A 21,829-nucleotide genomic window follows, 5' to 3' on the forward strand; every position below is an offset into this window, starting at 1 on the left:
CCCGCCTTGCGCGCCACAGCACCCGCCACAACCCGCAGCCGGGCGTTCCGTGGGCGCCGAACCGACGAGGAGCCGCAGATGGCCGACCAGATTTCCCTGACCTTCCCCGATGGCGCCGTCCGCGACTATCCCGCCGGGATCACGGCCGCCGAGGTCGCGTCATCGATCGCCCCCAGCCTTGCCAAGGCCGCCATCAGCGCCACGCTGGACGAGCGGCACATCGACCTGGCATGGCCGATCACCGCTCCGGGGCGGCTGTCGATCAACACGATCAAGGATACGGGTCCGGCGCTGGAACTGATCCGCCATGATCTGGCCCATGTCATGGCCCGCGCCGTGCAGGAAATCTGGCCCGACGTGAAGGTCACGATCGGCCCGGTGCGCGATCATGGCTGGTTCTACGATTTCGACCGGGCCGAGCCGTTCACGCCCGAGGATCTCGCGCAGATCGAGGCGAGGATGCGCCAGATCATCGCCGCCCGCGATCCGGTCCGCACCGAGGTCTGGGACCGCGCCCGCGCCCGCGCCCATTACGAGGCGGCGGGCGAGCCGTTCAAGCTCGAGCTGCTGGACCGCATCCCCGAGGGCGAGGATGTGCGCATGTACTGGCATGGCGATTGGCAGGATCTGTGCCGCGGCCCGCACCTGCAATCGACCGGCCAGCTGCCCGCCGACGCCTTCAAGCTGACCCATGTCGCGGGCGCCTACTGGCTGGGCGATTCCACCCGCCCGATGCTGCAACGCATCTATGGCGTGGCCTTCCGCAACCGGGACGAGCTGAAGGCCCACATGACCATGCTCGAGGAGGCCGCAAAGCGCGACCACCGCAAGCTGGGCCGCGAGATGGACCTGTTCCACATGCAGGAGGAGGCGCCCGGCCAGGTGTTCTGGCACCCGAACGGCTGGACGATCTACACCACCTTGCAGGACTACATGCGCCGACAGCAGCGGCGGGCGGGCTATGTCGAGGTGAACACCCCGCAGGTCGTGAACCGCAAGCTGTGGGAAGCCAGCGGACACTGGGAAAACTATCAGGAAAACATGTTCATCGTCGAAGTGGACGAGGATCATGCCCGCGAAAAGACGATCAATGCGCTCAAGCCGATGAACTGCCCCTGCCATGTCCAGGTGTTCAACGTGGGCCTGAAATCCTATCGCGACCTGCCGCTGCGCATGGCCGAGTTCGGCTCGTGCAACCGCTATGAGCCGTCGGGCGCGCTGCACGGCATCATGCGGGTGCGCGGCTTCACCCAGGATGATGCGCATATCTTCTGCACCGAGGCGCAGATCGAAAGCGAATCGACCCGCTTCATCAGCTTTCTCACCCAAGTCTATCGCGATCTCGGCTTCGAGAAATTCCGCATCAAGCTGTCCACCCGCCCCGAAAAGCGCATCGGCAGCGAGGAAAGCTGGGATCATGCCGAGGCGGCGCTGGCGAACGCCGTGCGCGCGGCCGGGCACGACCACGAGATCTTCGAGGGCGAGGGCGCCTTTTACGGGCCCAAGCTGGAATTCGTGCTGACCGACGCCATCGGCCGCGACTGGCAATGCGGCACGCTGCAGGTTGACCCGAACCTGCCCGAGCGGCTGGACGCCAACTATATCGGCGAGGACGGCGCCAAGCATCGCCCGGTCATGCTGCACCGCGCCGTGCTGGGCAGCTTTGAACGCTTCATCGGCATGCTGATCGAGAACTTTGCCGGCAAGCTGCCGCTGTGGCTGGCGCCGCGGCAGGTGGTCGTCGCCTCCATCGTCTCGGACGCGGATGATTACGTGCGCGAGGTGGTGGATGCGCTGACTGCCGCCGGCATCCGGGCCGAAGCCGACACCCGCAACGAAAAGATCAACTACAAGGTCCGCGAACATTCGCTGGCCAAGGTGCCGGTCATCATGGCGGTCGGCATGAAGGAGGTCGAGCAGCGCAGCGTGTCGATCCGCCGCCTGGACAGCCAGGGCTCGCAGTCCTGCCCGCTGGACGAAGCGGTCGGCGCGCTTGCGGGCGAGGCGACGGCGCCCGACCTGCGCTGAGCCGCCTTATCGCAGGCCCAACCGGAACGCAGGGGCTTGCCGCGAGGGCTGGCGGTCTGTCCGGCAGGACGGCGCCGCCGCGCGGCGCGCTGCGCCCGCAACAGCCCCGCTGCCCCCGCAGCGGCGGCAAACGGCGGCAGGCACGGCATTGCGGGGTTGATTTTGGCCCTTGGCGACCGATTGCGAATCAGGCATCCTTGGCTTGCGTGAGCGATACTTTCTACCGCCTCCCTTCACGGGGCAGCCGGACTGCGAAAGGGCTGCACGGCCTGTTGGCAATATCGCCCGCAGGAAAACGAAGGAGAGAAGGTCATGGCGACCGGAACGGTTAAATGGTTCAACGCCACCAAGGGCTACGGCTTCATCGCACCCGATGATGGCGGCAAGGATGTTTTCGTCCACATCTCGGCGGTGGAACGTGCGGGCCTGACCGGCCTGAACGACAACCAGAAGATCCAGTACGAGCTTCAGTCCGGCCGCGACGGCCGCGCCTCGGCGTCGGACCTGCGTCTGCTCTGATCGGATCGGCGGGCCGCCGGGCGGCCTGCGTCAATCGCCCTGTCCAAGGGATTGTCGGCGGCCTGCGGAAACGCGGGCCGTCCTGTTATCTGGGGTTCTTCATTGCGGGCCGGCACCTCTGCCCGCTTGCCGCCGCGCCTCGGCTGCGACACAGTCACGGCCATGACCCTCACTGCCTCGTCTGGTTTCAACCTTGCCGAACATGTCCTTGCCGCCGGGATGGCCGCGCCCGACCGGCTGGCGCTGGCGGTCCTGTCGCCCTCGCGCGCCGAGCGCTGGTCCTATGCGCGCCTGATCGCCGCCGTCCGGGGCGCCGCGACGGGCCTGCGCCAGCGCGGCCTGCCCCCTGGGGCGAGGGTGCTGCTGCGCATGGGAAACGAGCCGGCCTTTCCCGTCGCCTATCTGGCCTGCATCACCGCCGGGCTGGTCCCGGTGCCCAGCTCGGCCATGCTGACGGTGCCCGAAATCACTGCCCTTGCCGCCGGGATCGAGCCCGCTCTCATCATTGCAGGAACCGGCGTTCCCTTGCCGCAGGGCAATCCCGCGCCGGTGCTGCCCGTCGGCGCGCTGGCAGAAATGGCCGCTCTGCCCCCGGCCCCGTTCGAACGGGGTGACCCGGACCGGTTGGCCTATATCGTCTATACCTCGGGCACATCAGGCAAACCCCGCGCGGTCATGCATGCCCATCGGGCAATCCTCGCGCGCGCGATGATGTTCAACGGCTGGTATGGCCTTGGTCCCGGCGACCGGCTGCTGCATGCGGGGGCCTTCAACTGGACCTTTACCCTCGGCACCGGGCTGATGGATCCCTGGACCCTCGGGGCCGCCGCACTGATCCCTGCGGAAGGCACCGCCATCGAACAGATCCCGCTGCTGGCGCGGCGGCATGGCGCCACGATCATCGCTGCCGCGCCGGGCGTCTATCGCCGGATGCTGCGCGCCGACTGGCAGCCCCTGCCCGATCTGCGGCACGCCCTGACGGCGGGCGAACGGCTGGACCCTGCCTTGCGTCGCGCCTGGCAAGCGCGGACCGGGACCGACCTGCACGAGGCGATGGGAATGTCGGAATGCTCGACCTTCCTGTCCGGCTCGCCCGCCCGCCCTGCGCCCGATGGGACTGCCGGCTATCCCCAGCCGGGCCGCCGCATCGCCGTGCTGTCCGAGGATGGCGAGGCGCAGCCGCCGGGCGCGCCCGGCCTGCTGGCCGTCCATCGCAGCGATCCGGGGCTTTTCCTGGGCTATCTCGGCCAGCCCGAGGAAACCGCATCCCGCTTTTGCGGCGAGTGGTTCCTGACCGGCGATCTGGCCGTGGCCGCAACGGATGGCGCGATCTCGACCCTGGGGCGGGCCGACGACATGATGAATGCCGGCGGCTATCGCGTTGCCCCGGCCGAGGTCGAGGATGCGCTGGCAGGCATTCCCGGCGCGGGCGAGCTGGCGGCGGCCGAGCTGCCTGTCGGGGGCGGGGTGTCGGTGATCGCGCTGTTCTGGACCGGACCGGCCGGGGCCGAGACGCTGCGCATGGCCGCGCAAGAGGTGCTGGCCCGCTATAAGCAGCCGCGCGAATACATCCATCTGGACGCGCTGCCCCGGACGCCCACCGGCAAGATCAACCGCCGGGCGCTGCGCGGGATGCATGCCAGGAGCTGATGCCCGCCCGGTGTTGCCAGGCCGGCCGCGCTGGCGCATGAAACGATCCTGCCCCTTTCCGCCGCCCTCTGCCAGGATGCCCCCATGACCCGTTTCGCAGCCCCCATCGCCGAGCAGATCTGGGACATGAAATACCGCCTGCGCGCCGCTGACGGCGCCCCGGCCGATGCGACGGTCGAGGACAGCTGGCGGCGCGTCGCCCGCGATCTTGCCAGCGTCGAGGCCGACCCCGCAGCCTGGGAGGAGCGCTTCTACGCCGCCCTGTCCGATTTCCGCTTTCTGCCGGCGGGCCGCATCCTGTCGGGGGCGGGCACCGGGCGATCGGTGACGCTGTTCAACTGTTTCGTCATGGGCACCATCCCCGATACCATCGAGGGGATATTCCAGTCGCTCAAGGAAGCGGCGCTGACCATGCAGCAGGGCGGCGGGATCGGCTATGACTTCAGCACCATCCGCCCGCGCGGGGCCGAGGTGAAGGGGGTGGCCGCCGACGCCTCGGGGCCGCTGTCCTTCATGGATGTGTGGGATGCCATGTGCCGCACCATCATGTCGGCGGGCAGCCGCCGCGGGGCGATGATGGCCACCATGCGCTGCGATCATCCAGATATCGAGGATTTCATCGCCGCCAAGCAGGACAGCGCGCGGCTGCGCATGTTCAACCTGTCGGTGCTGGTGACGGACGGCTTCATGGCCGCGGTCAGGGCCGATCAGGACTGGCCTTTGGTCTTTGACGGACAGACCTATCGCACCGTCCGCGCCCGCGCGCTGTGGGATGCGATCATGCGCGCGACCTATGATTACGCCGAACCCGGCGTCATCTTCATCGACCGCATCAATGCCATGAACAATCTCGGCTATGCCGAAACGATCGCGGCCACCAACCCCTGCGGCGAACAGCCCCTGCCGCCCTATGGCGCCTGCCTTCTGGGTTCGGTGAACCTGGCGCGGCTGGTCGATGATCCCTTCGGCCCCCAGGCGCGGCTTGACGAAGGCGCGCTGGACGATCTTGTCGCCACTGCCATTCGGATGATGGACAATGTCGTGGATGCCAGCCGCTTTCCCCTGCCCCGGCAGGCCGAGGAGGCGCGGCTGAAGCGCCGCATCGGGCTGGGCGTGACGGGGCTTGCCGATGCGCTGATGATGATCGGCCTGCGCTATGGCGCGCCCGAGGCGGCCGACATGACCCGCCGCTGGATGCGCCGGATCGCCCGTGCGGCCTATCTGGCCAGTGTCGGGCTGGCCCGCGAAAAGGGGCCGTTTCCCCTGTTCGACGCCGGGGCATATCTCGGCTCGGGCTTCATGCGGCGGATGGACGAGGATGTGCGCGCCGCGGTGCGCGAACACGGCATCCGCAACGCGCTGCTGACCTCGGTCGCGCCGACGGGGACCATCTCGCTTTACGCCGGCAATGTCAGTTCGGGGATCGAGCCGGTCTTTGCCCATGCCTATACCCGCAAGGTGTTGCAGAAGGACGGCACCCGCATCGAGGAAGAGGTCGTGGACTATGCGGTTTCGCTGTGGCGCGAGCGGATGGGGGACGCGCCGCTGCCCGCATGGTTCGTCGATGCCCAGACGCTGGATCCGCTGGATCACGTCGCCATGCAGGCGGCCGCGCAGGAATGGGTGGACAGCTCGATCTCCAAGACCATCAACTGCCCCGAGGACATCTCGTTCGAGGCGTTCAAGGACGTGTATCTTGCCGCCTGGGATCAGGGCTGCAAGGGCTGCACCACCTATCGTCCCAATGAGGTGACCGGATCGGTGCTGTCGGTGGCCCCGGCGGCGCCGGCGCCGCGCGCCCCTCTCCCCTGTCTGGACCAGCCCATGGACCGGCCAGCGGCGCTGGACGGGGCGACCTACAAGCTCAGGTTTCCCGGCAGCGAACACGCGATCTACATCACGCTCAACGACATCGACGAGGGCGGCCGCCGGCGGCCCTTCGAGGTCTTCATCAATTCCAAGAACATGGAGCATTACGCCTGGACCGTGGCGCTGACGCGGATGATCTCGGCCGTGTTCCGGCGCGGGGGCGATGTCAGCTTCGTGGTCGAGGAACTCAAGGCCGTGTTCGACCCGCGCGGCGGCGCCTGGATGGAGGGGCGCTATGTCCCCTCGATCCTCGCGGCCATCGGGGGCGTGATCGAACGGCACATGGTGGCGATCGGGTTCCTTGCCGCTGAGGGGGCGGGCCTCAAGTCCGACCCCACCGCCCTGCCGGCGGCTGCGGAACCGGCGCCTGAACCCGCGCCGGGGCCGGCCTGCCCGGCCTGCGGCATGCCGGGGATGCGCATGGTCGAAGGCTGCCTGACCTGCCCCAGCTGCGGCCATTCGCGCTGCGGCTGACGACCGGCCCTTGACTTTGGCCGCCTCCGGTCCGATCTATGAATCGTCAAGGCCCGCTGCCGCGTGAGCAGCCGCAGATAGTTATGCGAGGGCCGGACGCTTCACCGGTTTCCCCTTTCACGCAGGGTTGCCCGCGGGTCTCGTATCGCCGACCTGCGCCCCTACGTCGCCGCGCGCCTTTCGGGCAACCCGGCTGTTCCCGCGCCGTTCCGATACGGGGCACGGCGCCTTCGGAAGCATGAGAGACATGACCGACCACAACCGACCCGCCCGCCGCACCGCAGGCAACGACACCTCCTCCGCTGGCCCGAGCCTTGCAGGCCGCGGTCGCGGTCCCGCGCCGCGCGAGCGTGCCCATGACGGCCGCGACGGGGCGCCCCGCAGCGCGTCCGCCGACAAGCCGAAATCCGAAGGTTTCGCCGCCCGCCGCGGCCCCGGCCGCGCCAAGAAGGCGCGGGCCGAGGACCAGGCCGAACCCTTCATCCGCCGCGCGATCCCGGACATGGACACGCCTTTTACCCGCATGGGCATCGACAAGCGCGTCGCCATCAACCTGCCCGAACTGGGCCTGAACGAGCCGACCCCGATTCAGGCCGAGGCGATCCCCGCCATCGTCGCGGGCCGCGACCTTCTGGGTCTGGCGCAGACCGGCACGGGCAAGACCGCCGCCTTCGGCCTGCCGATGCTGACGCGGCTGCTGGTCGCGGGCGAACGTCCCGCGCCGAAATCCTGCCGGGCGCTGGTGCTGGCCCCGACGCGCGAACTGGCCACCCAGATCGCCCAGAATGTCGAAGGCTTTGCCAGGGGCACCGGCCTGCGCGCCTTTCGCGTCGTGGGCGGCGCCTCGATCAACGTGCAGGTGGACCGCCTGTCGCGGGGCGTGGACATCCTGATCGCAACCCCCGGCCGCCTGATCGACCTGATCGAACGCGGCGCGGTGCAGTTCGACCAGACCGGCTTTCTGGTGCTGGACGAGGCTGACCAGATGCTGGACATCGGCTTCATCCACGCGCTGCGCCGCATCGCCCGGCTGCTGCCGCGCAACCGCCAGACGATGCTGTTTTCCGCCACCATGCCCAAGCTGATGGAGGAACTGGCCGAAAGCTATCTGACCGATCCGGTCCGCGTGGCGGTGAACCCGCCCGGCAAGGCCGCGGAAAAGATCGAGCAGGGCGTGCATTTCGTGAATCAGGGCGACAAGGCGGCGCTGCTGGCGGAATATCTGGCCAGGCACCCCGGCGAGCTGGCGATCGTCTTCGGCCGCACCAAGCATGGTTCGGACAAGCTGTCCAAGCTGCTGGAGAAATGGGGCTTCAAGGTGGGCGCCATCCACGGCAACAAGAGCCAGGGCCAGCGCGAACGGGCGCTGGCAAGCTTCCGCGAGGGCCAGACCCAGGTGCTGGTGGCGACCGATGTGGCGGCGCGGGGCCTCGACATCCCCGAGGTGGCGCATGTCTATAACTATGACCTGCCCAATGTGCCGGAAAACTATGTCCACCGCATCGGCCGCACCGCGCGGGCTGGGCGGGACGGGCGCGCGGTGGCGTTCTGCGCCCCCGATGAGGTGGGCGACCTGCGCGCGATCGAACGCGCCATGAAGGCGCAGATCCCCGTGATCGGCGGCGAGCCGCCCGCAGGCCCGGCCCCTGCCCCCCGCCGCGCAGGCGGCAAGCCTGCAGGCGCGGGCGCAGCTGCGCAGCGCAGCCGTCCGCCCCGCCGCCCCTCGCGCGCGCCCAAGTCGCAGCAGCGCCAGGGCTGACCGCCCGGCCCGCGGCCATCACGCCGCGGGCCGAGGCACCCGCAGGGCTTGCAGGGCCGGTTCGCCTGCTCTTATGCGGGCGGCATGGCCAAGCTGTATTTCCACTACTCGACGATGAACGCCGGCAAGAGCACGCTGCTGTTGCAGGCGTCCTACAACTATCGCGAACGGGGCATGACCACGCTGCTGCTGACCGCGGCGGTGGATACCCGCGCGGGGGCGGGCCGCATCGCCAGCCGGATCGGCATCGCCGAGGATGCCGTCGCCTTCGGCCCCGATGCCGACCTGTTTGCCCTCGTGCAGGACCAGGGTGCAGGGGCTGCCTGCATCTTCGTGGACGAGGCGCAGTTCCTGACCGCCGCGCAGGTCTGGCAGCTTGCGCGCGTGGCCGACGATCTCGGCCAGCCGGTCATGGCCTATGGGCTGCGCAGCGATTTTCGCGGCGAGCTGTTTCCGGGATCGGCCGCGCTGCTGGCGATCGCCGATGACCTGCGCGAGGTGCGCACCATCTGCCATTGCGGACGCAAGGCCACGATGGTCGTGAGGCTGGACACGGACGGGCAGCCGCTGCGCCAGGGCGCACAGATCCAGGTGGGTGGAAACGAAAGCTATGTTTCGCTGTGCCGCCGGCACTGGCGCGCGGCCATGGGGCGCTGAACGCCCCCGGTTGAGGGAATCTTTACCGGCAGCCCCTATGCAAGAGGACGGCGGCGTTGCGGGCGGGTCGGGCCTGGGTTAACCCTGCCCACGACAATGCAGGGGTGCCGTCATGCTGTCTTTCCCGGTCCTTCGCGCGCTGCGTCCCTTGCTGGCGCTGTTGGCCGCGCTGCTGTGCGCGGCGCCCGCGCTGGCCTTCGACACCAATGCCCGTTCGGCCTGGGTCTATGACATGGCGACCGGAACCGTGCTGATGGACAAGAACGCCGATGTGCCGATGCCGCCTGCGTCCATGTCCAAGCTGATGACGGTCTATATGCTGTTCGAGGCGATCCACGAGGGGCGCGTGTCGCTGGACACGCGCTTTCCGGTCTCCACCAATGCGCGTGAGATGAAGGGATCGACCATGTTCCTGAACGAACGCGACCGTCCCACCGTCGAAGAGCTCATCAAGGGCATCATCGTGCTGTCGGGAAACGATGCCTGCGTCGTGGTGGCCGAGGGGCTGGCGGGCACCGAAAGCGCCTTTGCCCGCGAGGCGACGGCGCGGGCAAAGGCGCTGGGGCTGACGCAGACGAACCTCACCAATGCCTCGGGCTGGCCCGATCCGCAACACCGGATGTCCACCCATGATCTGGGACTGCTGGCCGAGCATCTGGTCAACGACTTTCCCGAACTCTACAAGAACTTCTCGATCGAGCAGTTCGCCTTCGACAACCGCGCCCCTGCGAACCAGCGCAACCGCAACCCGCTGCTGCATCTGGGGATCGGGGCCGATGGGCTGAAGACCGGCCACACCGACGAGGCGGGCTATGGCCTGGTCGGATCGGCGGTCCAGGACGGGCGGCGCATCATCTTCGTTCTCACCGGGCTGCCCTCGGAAAAGGCCCGCGCCGAGGAGGCCGAGCGCATCGTCAACTGGGCCTTCCGTCAGTTCACGATGAAGACGGTGGTGCCCAAGGGCGAACGGGTCGCATGGGCGCCGGTCTGGCTCGGGGCGTCGCGCCGTGTCGCGTTGACCACGCAGGACGGCGTGAACGTCCTTATCCCGGCCGGCGCGGCCGCGGGCGTGACGGCCGAGGCGGTGTTCAACGGACCAGTCGAGGCGCCGATCGCCGCCGGGCAGCGGCTGGGCGAGCTGGTGGTCAGCGTGCCCGGCTCGGTCGAATCGCGCCTGCCGCTGGTCGCGGCCGAGGACGTGGCCCGCGCCGGCTTTGTCGGCCGCCTGCAGAATGCGGCGCGCCGTCTGGGCCACAGGGTGATGGCCGCGGCCGGCGCGTGAGGGTAAAAGCGCGCCGGGCCACTCAGGCGCCCGGATCGAAACGTCAGGCGGGGCGCAGCTTACCGATGTTCATCAGCTTCGAGGGCATCGACGGCTCGGGCAAATCCACCCAGGCGAGGCGGCTGGCCGAGACGCTGCGCGCCGAAGGACGGGCGGTCGTCTTGACCCGAGAGCCGGGCGGATCGCCCGGAGCCGAGCAGATCCGCCACCTGCTGGTCGAGGGCTTGGCGGATCGCTGGTCGCCGGAAACCGAGCTGCTGCTGTTTGCCGCCGCCCGGCGCGATCACCTGGAACGCACCATCCGCCCCGCCCTCGACAGCGGTGCCTGGGTCATCACCGACCGTTTTGCCGATTCAAGCCGCGTCTATCAGGGCGTGACGCGGGGCGATCTGGCCGGGGCCGTCAACCTTGTCCACGAGCTGATGATCGGGATCGAACCGGATGCCACCTTCATCATCGACCTTGATCCGGCCAAGGCTATGGCGCGAACGGCACGGCGCGGCGCCGGGGCCGCCATGTGCCATGGCCCGGCGGGCGTGACTGAGGAACGATCCGGGATGGAGGCGCAAACATCATCTCCGGGCGGGGCGCCAGGCGCGGCGGGGACCGGGTGCAATCCCGCCCTCTCGCCCGTCGCGGGCGCCGAGGAACGGTTCGAATCAATGGGCCTGCCGTTCCAGGCGCGCCTGCGCGAGGGGTTTCGCGCCCTTGCCGCGGCCCACCCGGCCCGCATCCGGCTGATCGACGGGTCCGGCGATGCCGATGCGGTTGCCGCCCGCGTCAGGGCCGCCCTGTGAGCGGCGCGGCCGAGGATCCGCCCGTCGAGGCGGACCGCGTGCCCGGCGCGCCCCATCCGCGCCACGCGCCGCGCGTCATCGGGCAGGACGAGGCCGTGGCCGCTTTTCTGGCCGCGGCGGCTGCTGGGCGGCTGCATCACGGCTGGCTGCTGACCGGGCCGCGCGGCACCGGCAAGGCGACGCTGGCCTGGGCGATCGCGCGCTGGCTGATCGCGGGGGGCGATGCGGACGACATCGCCGTGCCCGAAACCCATCCAGCCATCCGCCGGATCACGGCATTGTCCGAGCCGCGGCTGCATCTGGTCCGGCGCAGCGTCGATGAGCGGACCGGGCGGCTCAGGTCCGAGATCGTGGTGGACGACATCCGCCGCCTGATCTCGTTCTTTCACATGAGTGCCGCTGAAGGAGGCCGCCGGGTCGCCATCATCGACGCCGCCGACGAGATGAACACCGCCGCTGCCAACGCAGTGCTGAAGATGCTCGAAGAGCCGCCCACCGACGGCGTGCTGCTGCTGGTGTCGCATCAACCGGGGCGGCTGCTGCCGACGATCCGCTCGCGCTGCCGGACGCTGCGGCTGACGCCCCTTTGCCCCGAAGCGATGGCCGAGGCGCTTGCACCGTTGCAGGTCCAGGGCGATCCGGCGCGGCTGGCGGCGCTGGCCGGCGGCTCGGTCGGCGAGGCGCTGCGCCTGGCCGGCCAAGGGGGGCTGGACCGTTATGGCGAACTGGTCGCGCTGCTTTCGGGCCTGCCGGCCCTTGACCGGGTGCGCTCTGCGGCCTTTGCCGAGGCGGCAGGCGCGCGTGCGGGGGCCGAAGGGGACCCCTTTGATCTGACGATGACGCTGATCGACCGCTTTCTGTCGCGGGCCGCGCGCGCGGGACTGATGGGGCCGCCCCTGCCCGAAGCGGCGCAGGGCGAAGGCGCGCTGCTGGCGCGCCTTTCGCCTGACGAAGATGCCTCGCGCCACTGGGCAGGCGCCCAGGCGCATCTTTCGGCGCGGGCCCGGCGGGGACGCGCTGTCAACCTTGACCCGGCCGCGCTGGTGATGGATATGCTGCTGACCCTTGCCCAAGGACCGGGCGCGACGGACGCAGCCGGAAGGGGATGAGCCGATGAACGACAAGCCGCCATTCCCCGGGGATGATCCGTTCGTGGACAGCCCCCTGGTGGACAGCCATTGTCATCTCGACTTTCCCGATTTCCAGGGCGATCTGCCCGGCCTGATCGAACGCGCGCGCCGCGCCGGGGTGACGCGGATGGTCACCATCTGCACGCGCCTGCGCCAGGAACCCGCGATCCGCGCCATTGCCGAGGCGCATGAGGGCGTTTTCTACGCCGCAGGCACCCACCCCATGCAGGCCGCAGAGGAGCCGATGGCAAGTGTGGACCAGCTTGTCGCCCTGTCCGCACACCCCAAATTCGTCGGCATAGGGGAAACGGGACTGGACTATCACTACAGCGCCGACAGCGCGGCGCTGCAGAAGGAAAGCCTTGCCATCCATATCGAGGCGGCGCGCCGGACGCGGCTGCCGCTCATCATCCATTCGCGCGACGCTGATGCCGACATGGCGGACATCCTGATCCGCGAACACGCGGCGGGGGCGTTCGGCTGCGTGATGCACTGCTACAGCTCGGGCGCCGAACTGGCACGAACCGCGCTGGATCTGGGATTTTACCTGTCGATGTCGGGGATCGCCGCATTCCCCCGTTCGGCCGAGATACGCGCGATCTTTGCCGCCGCGCCCCCCGATCGGGTGCTGGTGGAAACCGACGCCCCTTTCCTCGCGCCTCCGCCCCATCGCGGCAAGCGCAACGAGCCTGCCTTCGTTGCCCATACCGCCCGCGTGGGGGCCGAGGTGCTGGGCATGAGCCCGCGCGATTTTGCCGCGCTGACCAGCGCGAACTTTGACCGCCTGTTCACCAAGGCGGCCCGAACGGCCCCGTCCCGATCGGGGAGGCAGGAATGATCCGGGCCACGATCCTCGGCTGCGGATCGTCGGGGGGGGTGCCGCGGCTGGGGGGGCACTGGGGGGCATGCGATCCCGCCAACCCGCGCAACCGCCGCCGCCGCTGCGCGCTGCTGCTTGACCGAAGCGGGGCGGGCGGCACGACGCGCGTTCTGATCGACACCGGCCCCGACCTGGTGCCGCAGCTGACCGATGCGGGCGTCGGCATCCTTGACGCCGTGGTCTGGACCCACCCCCATGCCGACCACATCCACGGCATCGACGACCTGCGCCAGATCGCCCATAACCGCGGCACCATGCTGGCCGGCTGGGCCGACGCGCCGACCGCCGCGGCGCTGACAAGCCGCTTTGGCTATGTCTTTGAAACGCCGCCCGGATCCTCCTATCCCCCGATCGTGGCGCTGAACCGGATCGACGGTCCCTTCGTCATCGACGGGCCGGGGGGCGCCCTGTCGCTGACGCCCTTTGCGGTCGATCACGGCGATATCACCGCGCTGGGCTTTCGCATTGCCCCGCCCGAGGGGGGGCCGCGCTGGTCTATCTGCCCGATGTCAAGGCCATCCCCGAAGCCGCCTGGCCGGCCATCATGGATGCCGATCTGTTCATCTGCGACGCCCTGCGGCGCACGCCTCATCCAAGCCACGCCCATCTGTCCCTGACGCTCGGCTGGATCGAACGGGCGCGCGCGCGCCGCGCCGTCATCACCAACATGCATATCGACCTTGACCATGACGCGGTGCTGGCCGAAACGCCCGATCACGTCATTCCTGCCTATGACGGCCTGGTGATCGGCCTATGACGCTGCTGTTTTCGGTGCTGCTGCCGGTCTTTCTGGTGATCGGCTTTGGCTATTTCACCGCCTGGCGCGGCTGGCTCGGCCCTCGGGACGTGGACGGGATCCAGCGTTTCGCGCAGAACTTCGCCTTGCCCGTGCTGTTGTTCCAGTCGATTGCAGCGGTCGATTTCACCGCCAGCTTCGACACGGGCGCGGTGGGCTCGTTCTATGCGGGGGCGCTGGCCGGCTTTGCGGCGGGATATTTCGGCGCCCGCCTGATCTTTGGCCGCCCGCCCGCGGACTGCGTCGCCATCGGCTTTGCGTCGATGTTCTCGAACACGCTGTTGCTGGGCGTGCCGATCACCGAACGGGCCTATGGCCCGCAGGCGCTGGCCGGCAACTATGCGATCGTCACCTTTCATTCGCCGCTGTTCTATACCCTCGGCATCACGTTGATGGAATTCACGCTGGCCCGCGGCGGCACGATGTCGGTGGCGGGGGTGTCGATGCGGGCGCTGGGCGGGGTGCTGCGCACGCCGCTGGTGATCGGGATCCTGTGCGGGCTGGCGGTCAACCTGGCGCAGGCGCAGGGGCTGGTGCTGCCCGAAGGGTTCTGGGCAGCTACCGCGATGATCGGGCGGGCCGCCATTCCGGCGGCGCTGTTCGGGCTGGGGGGCGTTCTTCATCGGTATCGGCCCGATGCCGAACTGGGCGTGGTGGCGCTGTGCTGCGCGGCCTCGCTGCTGCTGCATCCTGCGGTGACATGGGGGCTGACGACGCTGCTGAACACGCCGGCCGAAGGCATGCGGTCGGCTGTCATCACGGCCGCCATGCCCCCCGGCGTGAATGCCTATCTGTTTGCCACGATGTATGGGCGCGCGCAGCGTGTTGCCGCATCGAGCGTGCTGATCGCCACGGCGCTGAGCCTGCTGACCGCCTGGTTCTGGCTGGGCACCCTGCCCTGAGGGCCGCCCGCCGGGGGCCGCAGCCCCACCCCGGACCGACCGGCCCGGTCAGGCCGGTGACAGGCCCCGCAACCGCTCGCTGCGTCGGCGCAACAGCTCGACCGAGGCCAGCAGGGCGATCGAAAAGATCACCAGCAGCGTGGCGACCGCCAGGATCGCAGGACTGATCTGTTCGCGGATGCCGTTCCACATCTGCCGGGGGATCGTCTGCTGATCGGGACCGGCGATGAACAGCACCGCCACCACCTCGTCGAACGAGGTGACAAAGGCGAACAGCGCGCCCGATACAACCCCCGGCAGGATCAGCGGCATGGTGATCTTGAAGAATGTCGTGCGCGGGTTGGCACCCAGCGAGGCTGCGGCGCGGTTCAGCGACTGATCAAACCCGATCAGCGTCGCTGTCACGGTGATGATGACGAAGGGTATGCCCAATGTGGCATGGGCCAGGATCACCCCGAGATAGGTGTTCGCCAGGCAGCCCGAACTGGACAGGACCGGCGCCAGCAGCCGGCCCAGCGTGCTCGCGCTGCTGACGCAGGCCGATGAATAGAAAAAGAACATTCCCGTCGCGGTGATGATGATCGGCACGATCATGGGCGAGATGAGGATCGCCATGACAAGCCGGCGGAACGGCATTTCGGGCCGCGACAGGCCCAGCGCCGCCAGCGTGCCCAGGACCGTGGCCAGGATGGTCGAGAAGAACCCGATGATGATCGAGTTCCTCGCCGCGCTCACCCATTTGGCATTGGCCCAGGCATCCGCCCACCAGGCCCCGCCGCGCGGCCCGTCCGCATGCGTCATCCCGAAGGTCAGCAGCGTGTCGTACCAGCGCATCGAATAGCCCTGCGGATCGAAGGACAGCATCCGGGGGGTGAAGGTGAAATAAGGCTCGGCGTTGAAGGACAGCGGGATCACGATGATGATCGGCGCGATCAGGAACACGAAGATCAGCGCGCAGAGCGCGAGATAGGTCCAGTGCCAGACACGTTCCAACGGCGAGGCATAGGTCGGCAGCGCCATGACAGGTCACCCCAGCTTGAGATTGTCGATCCCGACCAGACGGTCGTAGATCCAGTAGAGCAGCAGCACCGCGCCCAGCAGGATGGCGGCCAGCGCCGCGGCCATCGACCAGTTCAGCGTCTCGGTCATGTGCATTGCGATCATGTTGGAAATCAGCTGCCCGCTTGCGCCCCCCACCAGCGCGGGGGTGATGTAATAGCCGACTGCCAGGATGAAGACGAGCAGCGCCCCGGCCCCCAGCCCCGGCAGGGTCAGCGGAAAATACACCCGGCGGAAGGCCGTCCATGATGTCGCCCCCAGCGATCGCGCTGCGCGCACATAGCTGGGATTGATCGTCCGCATCACCGAATACAGCGGCAGGATCATGAAGGGCAGCAGGATATGCGTCATCGCGATGATCGTGCCGACCTGATTGTAGATCATCTTGAGCCGCCCGTCATTGCCGATGATCCCGGCCCAGACCAGCAGGTCGTTGATGACCCCCTGCTGTTGCAGCAGCACCATCCAGGCCGTCGTGCGCACCAGCAGCGAGGTCCAGAACGGCAGCAGCACCAGGATCATCAGCAGGTTGGATTTGCGCATGGGCAGCGTCGCCAGCAGATGGGCGACAGGAAAGCCCAGCACGAAGGTCGTGAAGGTGATCAGCAGCGACATCAGGAAGGTGCGCTTGAACAGCATGACATAGACCTGCTGCTGGGGCGCGGCCATGACCACGTTGCCCCCGTCATCTCGCGTGCGGTCGAGCGCGGCCAGATAGAAATTGGCCGTATAGGCGGTCGAGGCATTGCGCATCGACCGCCACAGCGCCGGATCGGCCCATTTCGGGTCGGCCGCGGGCAGCGATTGCGCATAGGGCGGCTGGAAGCCGGCCTTGGCCTTGCGCCCGGTGGCGGTGAACAGCGAACGGGTGCCGGGCAGGTCATAGTTGATGCGCGTTCCGACGATGCCGATGGTCTTGGCCTCGGCGGCGGCCGACAGGTCGGCGGCCAGGGCGGCAAAGGCGGCCTCGTCCGGGGGCGTTCCGGCCGGATGGGCGGCGAACCATTCCGAAACCTGCGGCATATTGGCCGAAAAGCCGTCGTTGAACATGGATCGGTGCAGCATCTGCCCGATCGGGACAACAAAGGTGATGACGATGAAGGCCAGCAGCGGCAGCACCAGCAGAAAGGCGTTGCGCCTTGCCCGTCCCTGGCTGCGCGACAGCGCCCGCGCCAGCGACCGGCCATCCGCCGCCGTCAGAACCGGCTGCGCGCCCTGGGCGCCGACGATGACAGCGGCATGTGGGTCGAGGGCTTTGGACATTGCGCGACTTCTTCCTTTTTCGCGGCGCCCGCTAGCGGGCGGACAGCCACGCGGCGAAACGCTCGCGCAGCTCGGCTTCGTGTTCGGCCCAGAACGCGGGGTCCACCGCCAGCGCGTTCGCAAGGTTGGCCGGCGCGGTTGGCAGTTCGGGCGCCATCGGGGTGGTGCCGTCCGCGGCGAACCGGCCGACCATCTTTTGCGCAGACAGCCGCGGCGGTCCATAGGGCAACTGCTCGGCCATGGCAGAGAGCGCCTCGGGCCGCGTCGAGAAGCGGACAAATTCCATCGCCGCCTGCGGGTTCGGCGCCCCTCGGGGGATCACCCAGCCCTCGACCTCGTAGATCTGCCCGTCCCACAGGATCGCAAGCGGCAGCCCGTCCACATGCGCGGCCTTGAAGACGCGGCCGTTATAGGCCGCGGCCATCGCGACCTCGCCATCGGCAAGCAGCTGGATGGGCTGAGAGCCGGCCTCCCACCAGATGATCTGGTTGCGGATCGTGTCCAGCTTGGCCAGGGCGCGTTCGACCCCCGCAGGCGTGGCCAGAAGGGGATAGACCTGATCGCGCCCGACCCCGTCCGCCAGCAGCGCCAGCTCAAGCGTGAACTGGGGGGTGCGCGACAGACCGCGCCGGCCCGGAAAGCGCGTCAGGTCAAAGAAATCCGCTGCCCTTGCCGGGGGGGCTGCCAGCCGCGAGGCGTCATAGGCGATCACCGTCGAATAGATGTCGGTCGGCACGAAGCACGGGCCCAGCATGCCGGGAACGAAGTCCTGCTCCGCCGCGGTCCCGTCGCCCGCGGGCGCAAGTGAGGCGGAAGGGATGGGAAGCGCCATGCCTTCGTCGCACAGCCGCGTGGCAGCCCCCTGCCCGACACTGGCCACGTCCACGGTGACATTGCCCGCCTGGACCTGCGCGGCAACGACGCCCAAGGGATCGTCGCTGTCCACGAAACGGACCGGCATGCCCGTCTGTTCGGCAAAGGGCCGCGCCATGGCGATGTCCTGCGCGGCGGCGAAATCGCCCCCCCAGGACAGCACTGTCAGCCCCTCTGCACCGGCCGGGGCGGCGGAAAGCAACAGAAGGGCGGGAACAAGGCGCAGCATTGGGATCGTCCGGCGCAAGGTGGCCGGCCGCGCGCGGCACGCGCGGCCGCAGGGCTTCAGCTTGCCAGCCAGGCGTTGAAGCGTTCGGTCAGCTCGGCGCCGTGGTCTGCCCAGAACCCTGCATCATTGACCAGCGCCCGCGCGGCATTGTCGGGCGTCGAGGGAAGATAGGGCGCCATCTCGGTCTTGCCGTCCTTGTATTTGCCCACCGCGCCCAGCGCCGATCGGCGCGAAGGCCCATAGGCGATCATGCTCGACATCACCGCCTGCCGTGCCGGGTCCGATGCGAAGGCGATGAACTTCATCGCCGTGTCCTTGCCAGGCGCGCCCTTGGGAATGACCCAGTAATCCATGTCGAGATTGACGCCGTCCCACAGAAAGCCGAAGGGCTTGCCCTCGCCCACGATGGCGTCAAAGATGCGGCCGTTATAGGCCAGCGTCATCGACACCTCCCTGTCGGCCAGCAGTTGCGGGGCCTGCGCCCCTGCCTCCCACCAGACGATGTCCTTCTTGATCGTGTCCAGCTTGCGGAAGGCGCGGTCCACGCCCTCGGGCGTGCCCAGCACGTCATAGACCTGGGCGGCGGGAACCCCGTCCCCCAGCAGGGCGAATTCAAGGGCGTATTTGGGGCGCTTGATGATGCCCCGCTTGCCGGGGAACCGGGCCGTGTCAAAGAAATCGGCCACGGTCGTGGGGGCGCCGCCGGCAAAGGCGTCCTTGTCATAGGCGATCACGGTTGACCAGACCATGATGGCCGCGCCGCATTCGCTCAGCGCGCCGGGCAGATAGTCCTCGGCCGCGTCCGAACCGTCCGCCCCCTTGGCCAATGCCGCCGGGTCGATCGGCTCGACCAGCCCTTCGTCGCACAGGCGGATCACATCCGACTGCTCGACCTCATAGACATCAGAGGTGATGTTGCCCGCCTCGACCTCGGCCTTGAGCCGCGCCGGCGGGTCCGACGCGTCCAGCACCGTCGTCTGGATGCCGGTTTCCTGCGCGAACGGCTTGACATAGGCCTCCTCGACCGTCCTGCCAAAGGCCCCGCCATAGGTCGTCACATTCAGCGGCCCCTCGGCCAGTGCCGGGGCCGCGGCCAGCGCCAATGCGCTGACCAGAAACAGTTCTGTTCTCATCCTATCCCCACCCTGATCCTGCCTTGCAGGTGGCCGCTTTCCGCAACGGGGCGGAAAGCGGCCGCTCGATCCTCAGCCGGCCAGCCAGGCGTTGAAGCGCTCGCTCAGCTCGCCATCATGATCCACCCAGAAATCGAGGTTGGAGGCGAGGCCCTTTTCGATGTTGCCGGGCGCGGTGGGCAGCTGCGGGCCCATCGGCACATCCTTGCCCGCGACGTTCCCCACCAGCGCCGAGGCCGATTTGCGCGGCGGGCCATAGCTGATGTGTTCGGCCGCCTTGGCAAGCTGCGGAGCCTCGGTGGAAAAGGCGATATACTGCATCGCATTTTCCTTGTTGGGCGCGCCCTTGGGAACGATCCAGCCCTCCATTTCATAGATCTGCCCGTCCCAGAGGATCTTGAACGGCTTGCCCTCGCCAATGGCGGCGTTGAAGATGCGGCCGTTGAAGGCATAGGCCATCGTCACCTCGCCATCCGCCAGCAGTTGCGGGGGCTGCGCGCCCGCCTCCCACCAGATCACGTCCTTCTTGATCGTGTCCAGCTTCTTGAAGGCGCGGTCCACGCCCTCGGGCGTGCCCAGCACCTGATAGACCTCGGCCGCCGGAACACCATCGGCCATCAGCGCCAGTTCCAGGTTGAACTTGGCGCCCTTGCGCATCGTGCGCTTGCCCGGAAACTTGGCGACATCGAAGAAATCCGCGGGCGAGGCGGGCTTGGCATCGGGGAACTTGCTGTCGTCATAGGCCAGCACCATCGAATAGACATCGGTGGCGATGAAACATTCGGTCACGGCGCCGTCGATGAAATCATCCTTGGCCGCCTCGCCGCCCGGACCGGCGGCAAGAATGGCCGGGTCGATGGTTTCCAGCGCGCCCTCGTCGCACAGGCGCACCGCGTCGGCATATTCGACCGAGGCCACGTCCGCCGTGACGTTGCCCGCCTCGACCATCGCCTTGATCGGCGTTGCGGGGTTGTCGGCGTCGGTGACGGTGATCCTGATCCCCGTCTTTTCCTGAAAGGGACCGTTATAGGCGACCTTGTGGCTTTCACCATAGGCCCCGCCCCAGTCCAGGACGTTCAGCACCTTGTCCTGCGCCGCGGCCGCGGTCGCCAGCGTCATCAGCGCGGTGGTCGTGATCAGCAGTCTTTTCATTATTTTCTCTCTCCTGTTGGCAGATGTCAGACCGGGTCGAGCGCCCGCGCATCCCGCGGGTTCCAGCCGATGCGGATGCGCTGGCCGGGCTGCAGGCGGACCTGATCCAGCGTGTTGCGGAACTTGACGACGAAATCGTCGCTGCCCGCGACCTTCATGCGCGCGCGCAGGATGTCGCCCATGTAGATCACGTCGCGGACCTCGGCCTCCAGCGTGTGGGCACCCGCGGGCATCATCTCGGGCTTGAACTCCACCCGCTCGGGGCGGATCGAGACGAGCGTGCGCTGGCCCTTTTCCTTGATGTTGACGGCGGTGGCGTCGATCAGCGCCCCGTTGCCGAGCCGCACCACGGCGCGATCGCCCTCAAGCTGTTCGATAATGCCCGGCAGCTTGTTGTTCTCGCCGATGAAGCCGGCGACAAAGCTGTTCTGCGGCGCCTCGTACAGCTCGGCCGGGGGGCGATCTGCTGGATGCGCCCGTCGTTGAACACGGCGACGCGGTCCGACATGGTCAGCGCCTCGCCCTGGTCATGGGTGACATAGACCACGGTGATCCCCAGCCGGTCATGCAGGGCCTTGATCTCGAACTGCATGTGTTCGCGTAGCTGCTTGTCCAGCGCGCCCAGCGGCTCGTCCATCAGGACCAGCTTCGGATCGAACACCAGCGCGCGCGCCAGCGCGATGCGCTGCTGCTGGCCGCCCGAAAGCTGGGCCGGGCGGCGGTTGCGGAAGGCGCCCATCTGCACCATGTCCAGCGCCCGCAGGATGCGGCTGTCGCGCTCGGCCTTGCCCATGCCACGCACCTCGAGCGGAAAGGCAAGGTTTTCGCCCACCGTCATATGGGGAAACAGCGCATAGTTCTGGAACACCATCCCGATCCCGCGCTGATGGGGCGGCACGTCATTGATGTTGCGCCCGTCAAGCCGGATCTCGCCGTGGGTGGCGGTCTCGAACCCGGCAAGCATCATCAGGCAGGTCGTCTTGCCCGAACCCGACGGGCCGAGCATGGTCAGGAACTCGGTCCTGCCGATCGACAGGTTCAGGTCTTTGACCACAAGGGTCTGCCCGTCATAGCTTTTCTGGACGCGATCAAAGACGACGAAGCCGTCGGATGCGGCGGGGGATATCAAGGCGCGATCATCCTTTGTCGTGAGGCTGCCGGACCAGACTAGTCGGGCACCGCGCGCCGCTGCAACGATTTTCCACGAAGGATCGCCAGTTGATGACGAAAAGGGCGCCCCGGCCATCGGCACGGGGCGCCCTTGTTCATGGTGCGGTCGAAAAGACTCGAACTTTCACTCCGGTTAAGGAACAGCGACCTCAACGCTGCGCGTCTACCAATTCCGCCACGACCGCATCCCGTGACCGCCGCCTCATA

The 21,829-nt window shown here is 68.1% G+C and carries 16 protein-coding genes, 1 tRNA gene and 2 pseudogenes; 12 read left to right on the forward strand and 7 right to left on the reverse strand.

Going from position 1 to position 21,829, the window contains the following annotated elements:
* The first annotated feature begins 78 nt into the window (after positions 1-78).
* From thrS to B0A89_RS00430, 12 genes and pseudogenes are all read left to right on the forward strand, one after another.
* A complete protein-coding gene (thrS, locus tag B0A89_RS00375; RefSeq protein ID WP_085376447.1) occupies positions 79-2,028 on the forward strand; it encodes a threonine--tRNA ligase in 1,950 nt (649 codons plus the stop codon).
* Between the two features lie 312 nt (positions 2,029-2,340).
* Positions 2,341-2,547 carry a cold-shock protein gene (locus B0A89_RS00380; RefSeq protein WP_085376448.1) on the forward strand — a complete coding sequence of 69 codons (207 nt, stop codon included), beginning with the start codon at positions 2,341-2,343 and terminating at the stop codon, positions 2,545-2,547.
* A 162-nt stretch (positions 2,548-2,709) separates the two neighbouring features.
* Entirely contained in the window at positions 2,710-4,197 is a 1,488-nt protein-coding gene (locus tag B0A89_RS00385; protein WP_085376449.1) for a class I adenylate-forming enzyme family protein, read from the forward strand.
* Between the two features lie 84 nt (positions 4,198-4,281).
* Positions 4,282-6,540 carry an adenosylcobalamin-dependent ribonucleoside-diphosphate reductase gene (locus tag B0A89_RS00390; RefSeq protein WP_085376450.1) on the forward strand — a complete coding sequence of 753 codons (2,259 nt, stop codon included), beginning with the start codon at positions 4,282-4,284 and terminating at the stop codon, positions 6,538-6,540.
* A gap of 502 nt (positions 6,541-7,042) precedes the next feature.
* Positions 7,043-8,299, forward strand: a complete 1,257-nt coding sequence (locus tag B0A89_RS00395) for a DEAD/DEAH box helicase (RefSeq protein WP_085378650.1) — start codon at positions 7,043-7,045, stop codon at positions 8,297-8,299.
* 84 nt (positions 8,300-8,383) lie between these two features.
* Positions 8,384-8,956: a thymidine kinase gene (locus tag B0A89_RS00400; protein WP_085378651.1), complete on the forward strand. Its 573-nt coding sequence runs from the start codon at positions 8,384-8,386 to the stop codon at positions 8,954-8,956.
* A 112-nt stretch (positions 8,957-9,068) separates the two neighbouring features.
* On the forward strand, positions 9,069-10,238 hold the full coding sequence (locus B0A89_RS00405; protein WP_085376451.1) for a D-alanyl-D-alanine carboxypeptidase family protein: 1,170 nt from the start codon (positions 9,069-9,071) through the stop codon (positions 10,236-10,238).
* Positions 10,239-10,303: 65 nt separating this feature from the next.
* Positions 10,304-11,035, forward strand: coding sequence for a dTMP kinase (tmk, locus tag B0A89_RS15010; protein ID WP_085376452.1), 732 nt, complete (start codon positions 10,304-10,306; stop codon positions 11,033-11,035).
* Positions 11,032-12,144 (forward strand): DNA polymerase III subunit delta', encoded by a 1,113-nt coding sequence (locus B0A89_RS00415; RefSeq protein ID WP_085376453.1) that lies wholly within the window; start codon positions 11,032-11,034, stop codon positions 12,142-12,144. Before tmk ends, B0A89_RS00415 begins: the two co-directional genes overlap by 4 nt.
* 4 nt (positions 12,145-12,148) lie before the next feature.
* Positions 12,149-13,003 (forward strand): TatD family hydrolase, encoded by an 855-nt coding sequence (locus B0A89_RS00420; RefSeq protein WP_085376454.1) that lies wholly within the window; start codon positions 12,149-12,151, stop codon positions 13,001-13,003.
* Positions 13,000-13,802 (forward strand): annotated as a pseudogene (locus tag B0A89_RS00425) (MBL fold metallo-hydrolase). The gene B0A89_RS00420 and the pseudogene B0A89_RS00425 overlap by 4 nt, the downstream one beginning before the upstream one ends.
* Positions 13,799-14,743, forward strand: a complete 945-nt coding sequence (locus B0A89_RS00430; protein WP_085376455.1) for an AEC family transporter — start codon at positions 13,799-13,801, stop codon at positions 14,741-14,743. The pseudogene B0A89_RS00425 and the gene B0A89_RS00430 overlap by 4 nt, the downstream one beginning before the upstream one ends.
* Before the next feature lie 48 nt (positions 14,744-14,791).
* On the opposite strand, the gene B0A89_RS00435 is transcribed toward B0A89_RS00430, so the two are convergent.
* From B0A89_RS00435 to B0A89_RS00465, 7 genes and pseudogenes are all read right to left on the reverse strand, one after another.
* Positions 14,792-15,763 carry an ABC transporter permease gene (locus tag B0A89_RS00435; RefSeq protein WP_085376456.1) on the reverse strand — a complete coding sequence of 324 codons (972 nt, stop codon included), beginning with the start codon at positions 15,761-15,763 and terminating at the stop codon, positions 14,792-14,794.
* A gap of 6 nt (positions 15,764-15,769) precedes the next feature.
* Positions 15,770-17,065 (reverse strand): ABC transporter permease, encoded by a 1,296-nt coding sequence (locus tag B0A89_RS00440; protein ID WP_085376457.1) that lies wholly within the window; start codon positions 17,063-17,065, stop codon positions 15,770-15,772.
* A gap of 31 nt (positions 17,066-17,096) precedes the next feature.
* Positions 17,097-18,167, reverse strand: coding sequence for an ABC transporter substrate-binding protein (locus B0A89_RS00445; RefSeq protein ID WP_085376458.1), 1,071 nt, complete (start codon positions 18,165-18,167; stop codon positions 17,097-17,099).
* Between the two features lie 56 nt (positions 18,168-18,223).
* Entirely contained in the window at positions 18,224-19,300 is a 1,077-nt protein-coding gene (locus B0A89_RS00450; RefSeq protein ID WP_085376459.1) for an ABC transporter substrate-binding protein, read from the reverse strand.
* Positions 19,301-19,372: 72 nt separating this feature from the next.
* Positions 19,373-20,452, reverse strand: a complete 1,080-nt coding sequence (locus B0A89_RS00455) for an ABC transporter substrate-binding protein (protein ID WP_085376460.1) — start codon at positions 20,450-20,452, stop codon at positions 19,373-19,375.
* 26 nt (positions 20,453-20,478) lie between these two features.
* A pseudogene (locus B0A89_RS00460) lies at positions 20,479-21,581 on the reverse strand (ABC transporter ATP-binding protein).
* Between the two features lie 139 nt (positions 21,582-21,720).
* Positions 21,721-21,807, reverse strand: a tRNA-Leu gene (locus tag B0A89_RS00465).
* Positions 21,808-21,829 lie beyond the last annotated feature (22 nt).

The sequence above is a fragment of the Paracoccus contaminans genome (genome assembly GCF_002105555.1).
In the GTDB taxonomy this organism is placed as follows: domain Bacteria; phylum Pseudomonadota; class Alphaproteobacteria; order Rhodobacterales; family Rhodobacteraceae; genus Paracoccus; species Paracoccus contaminans.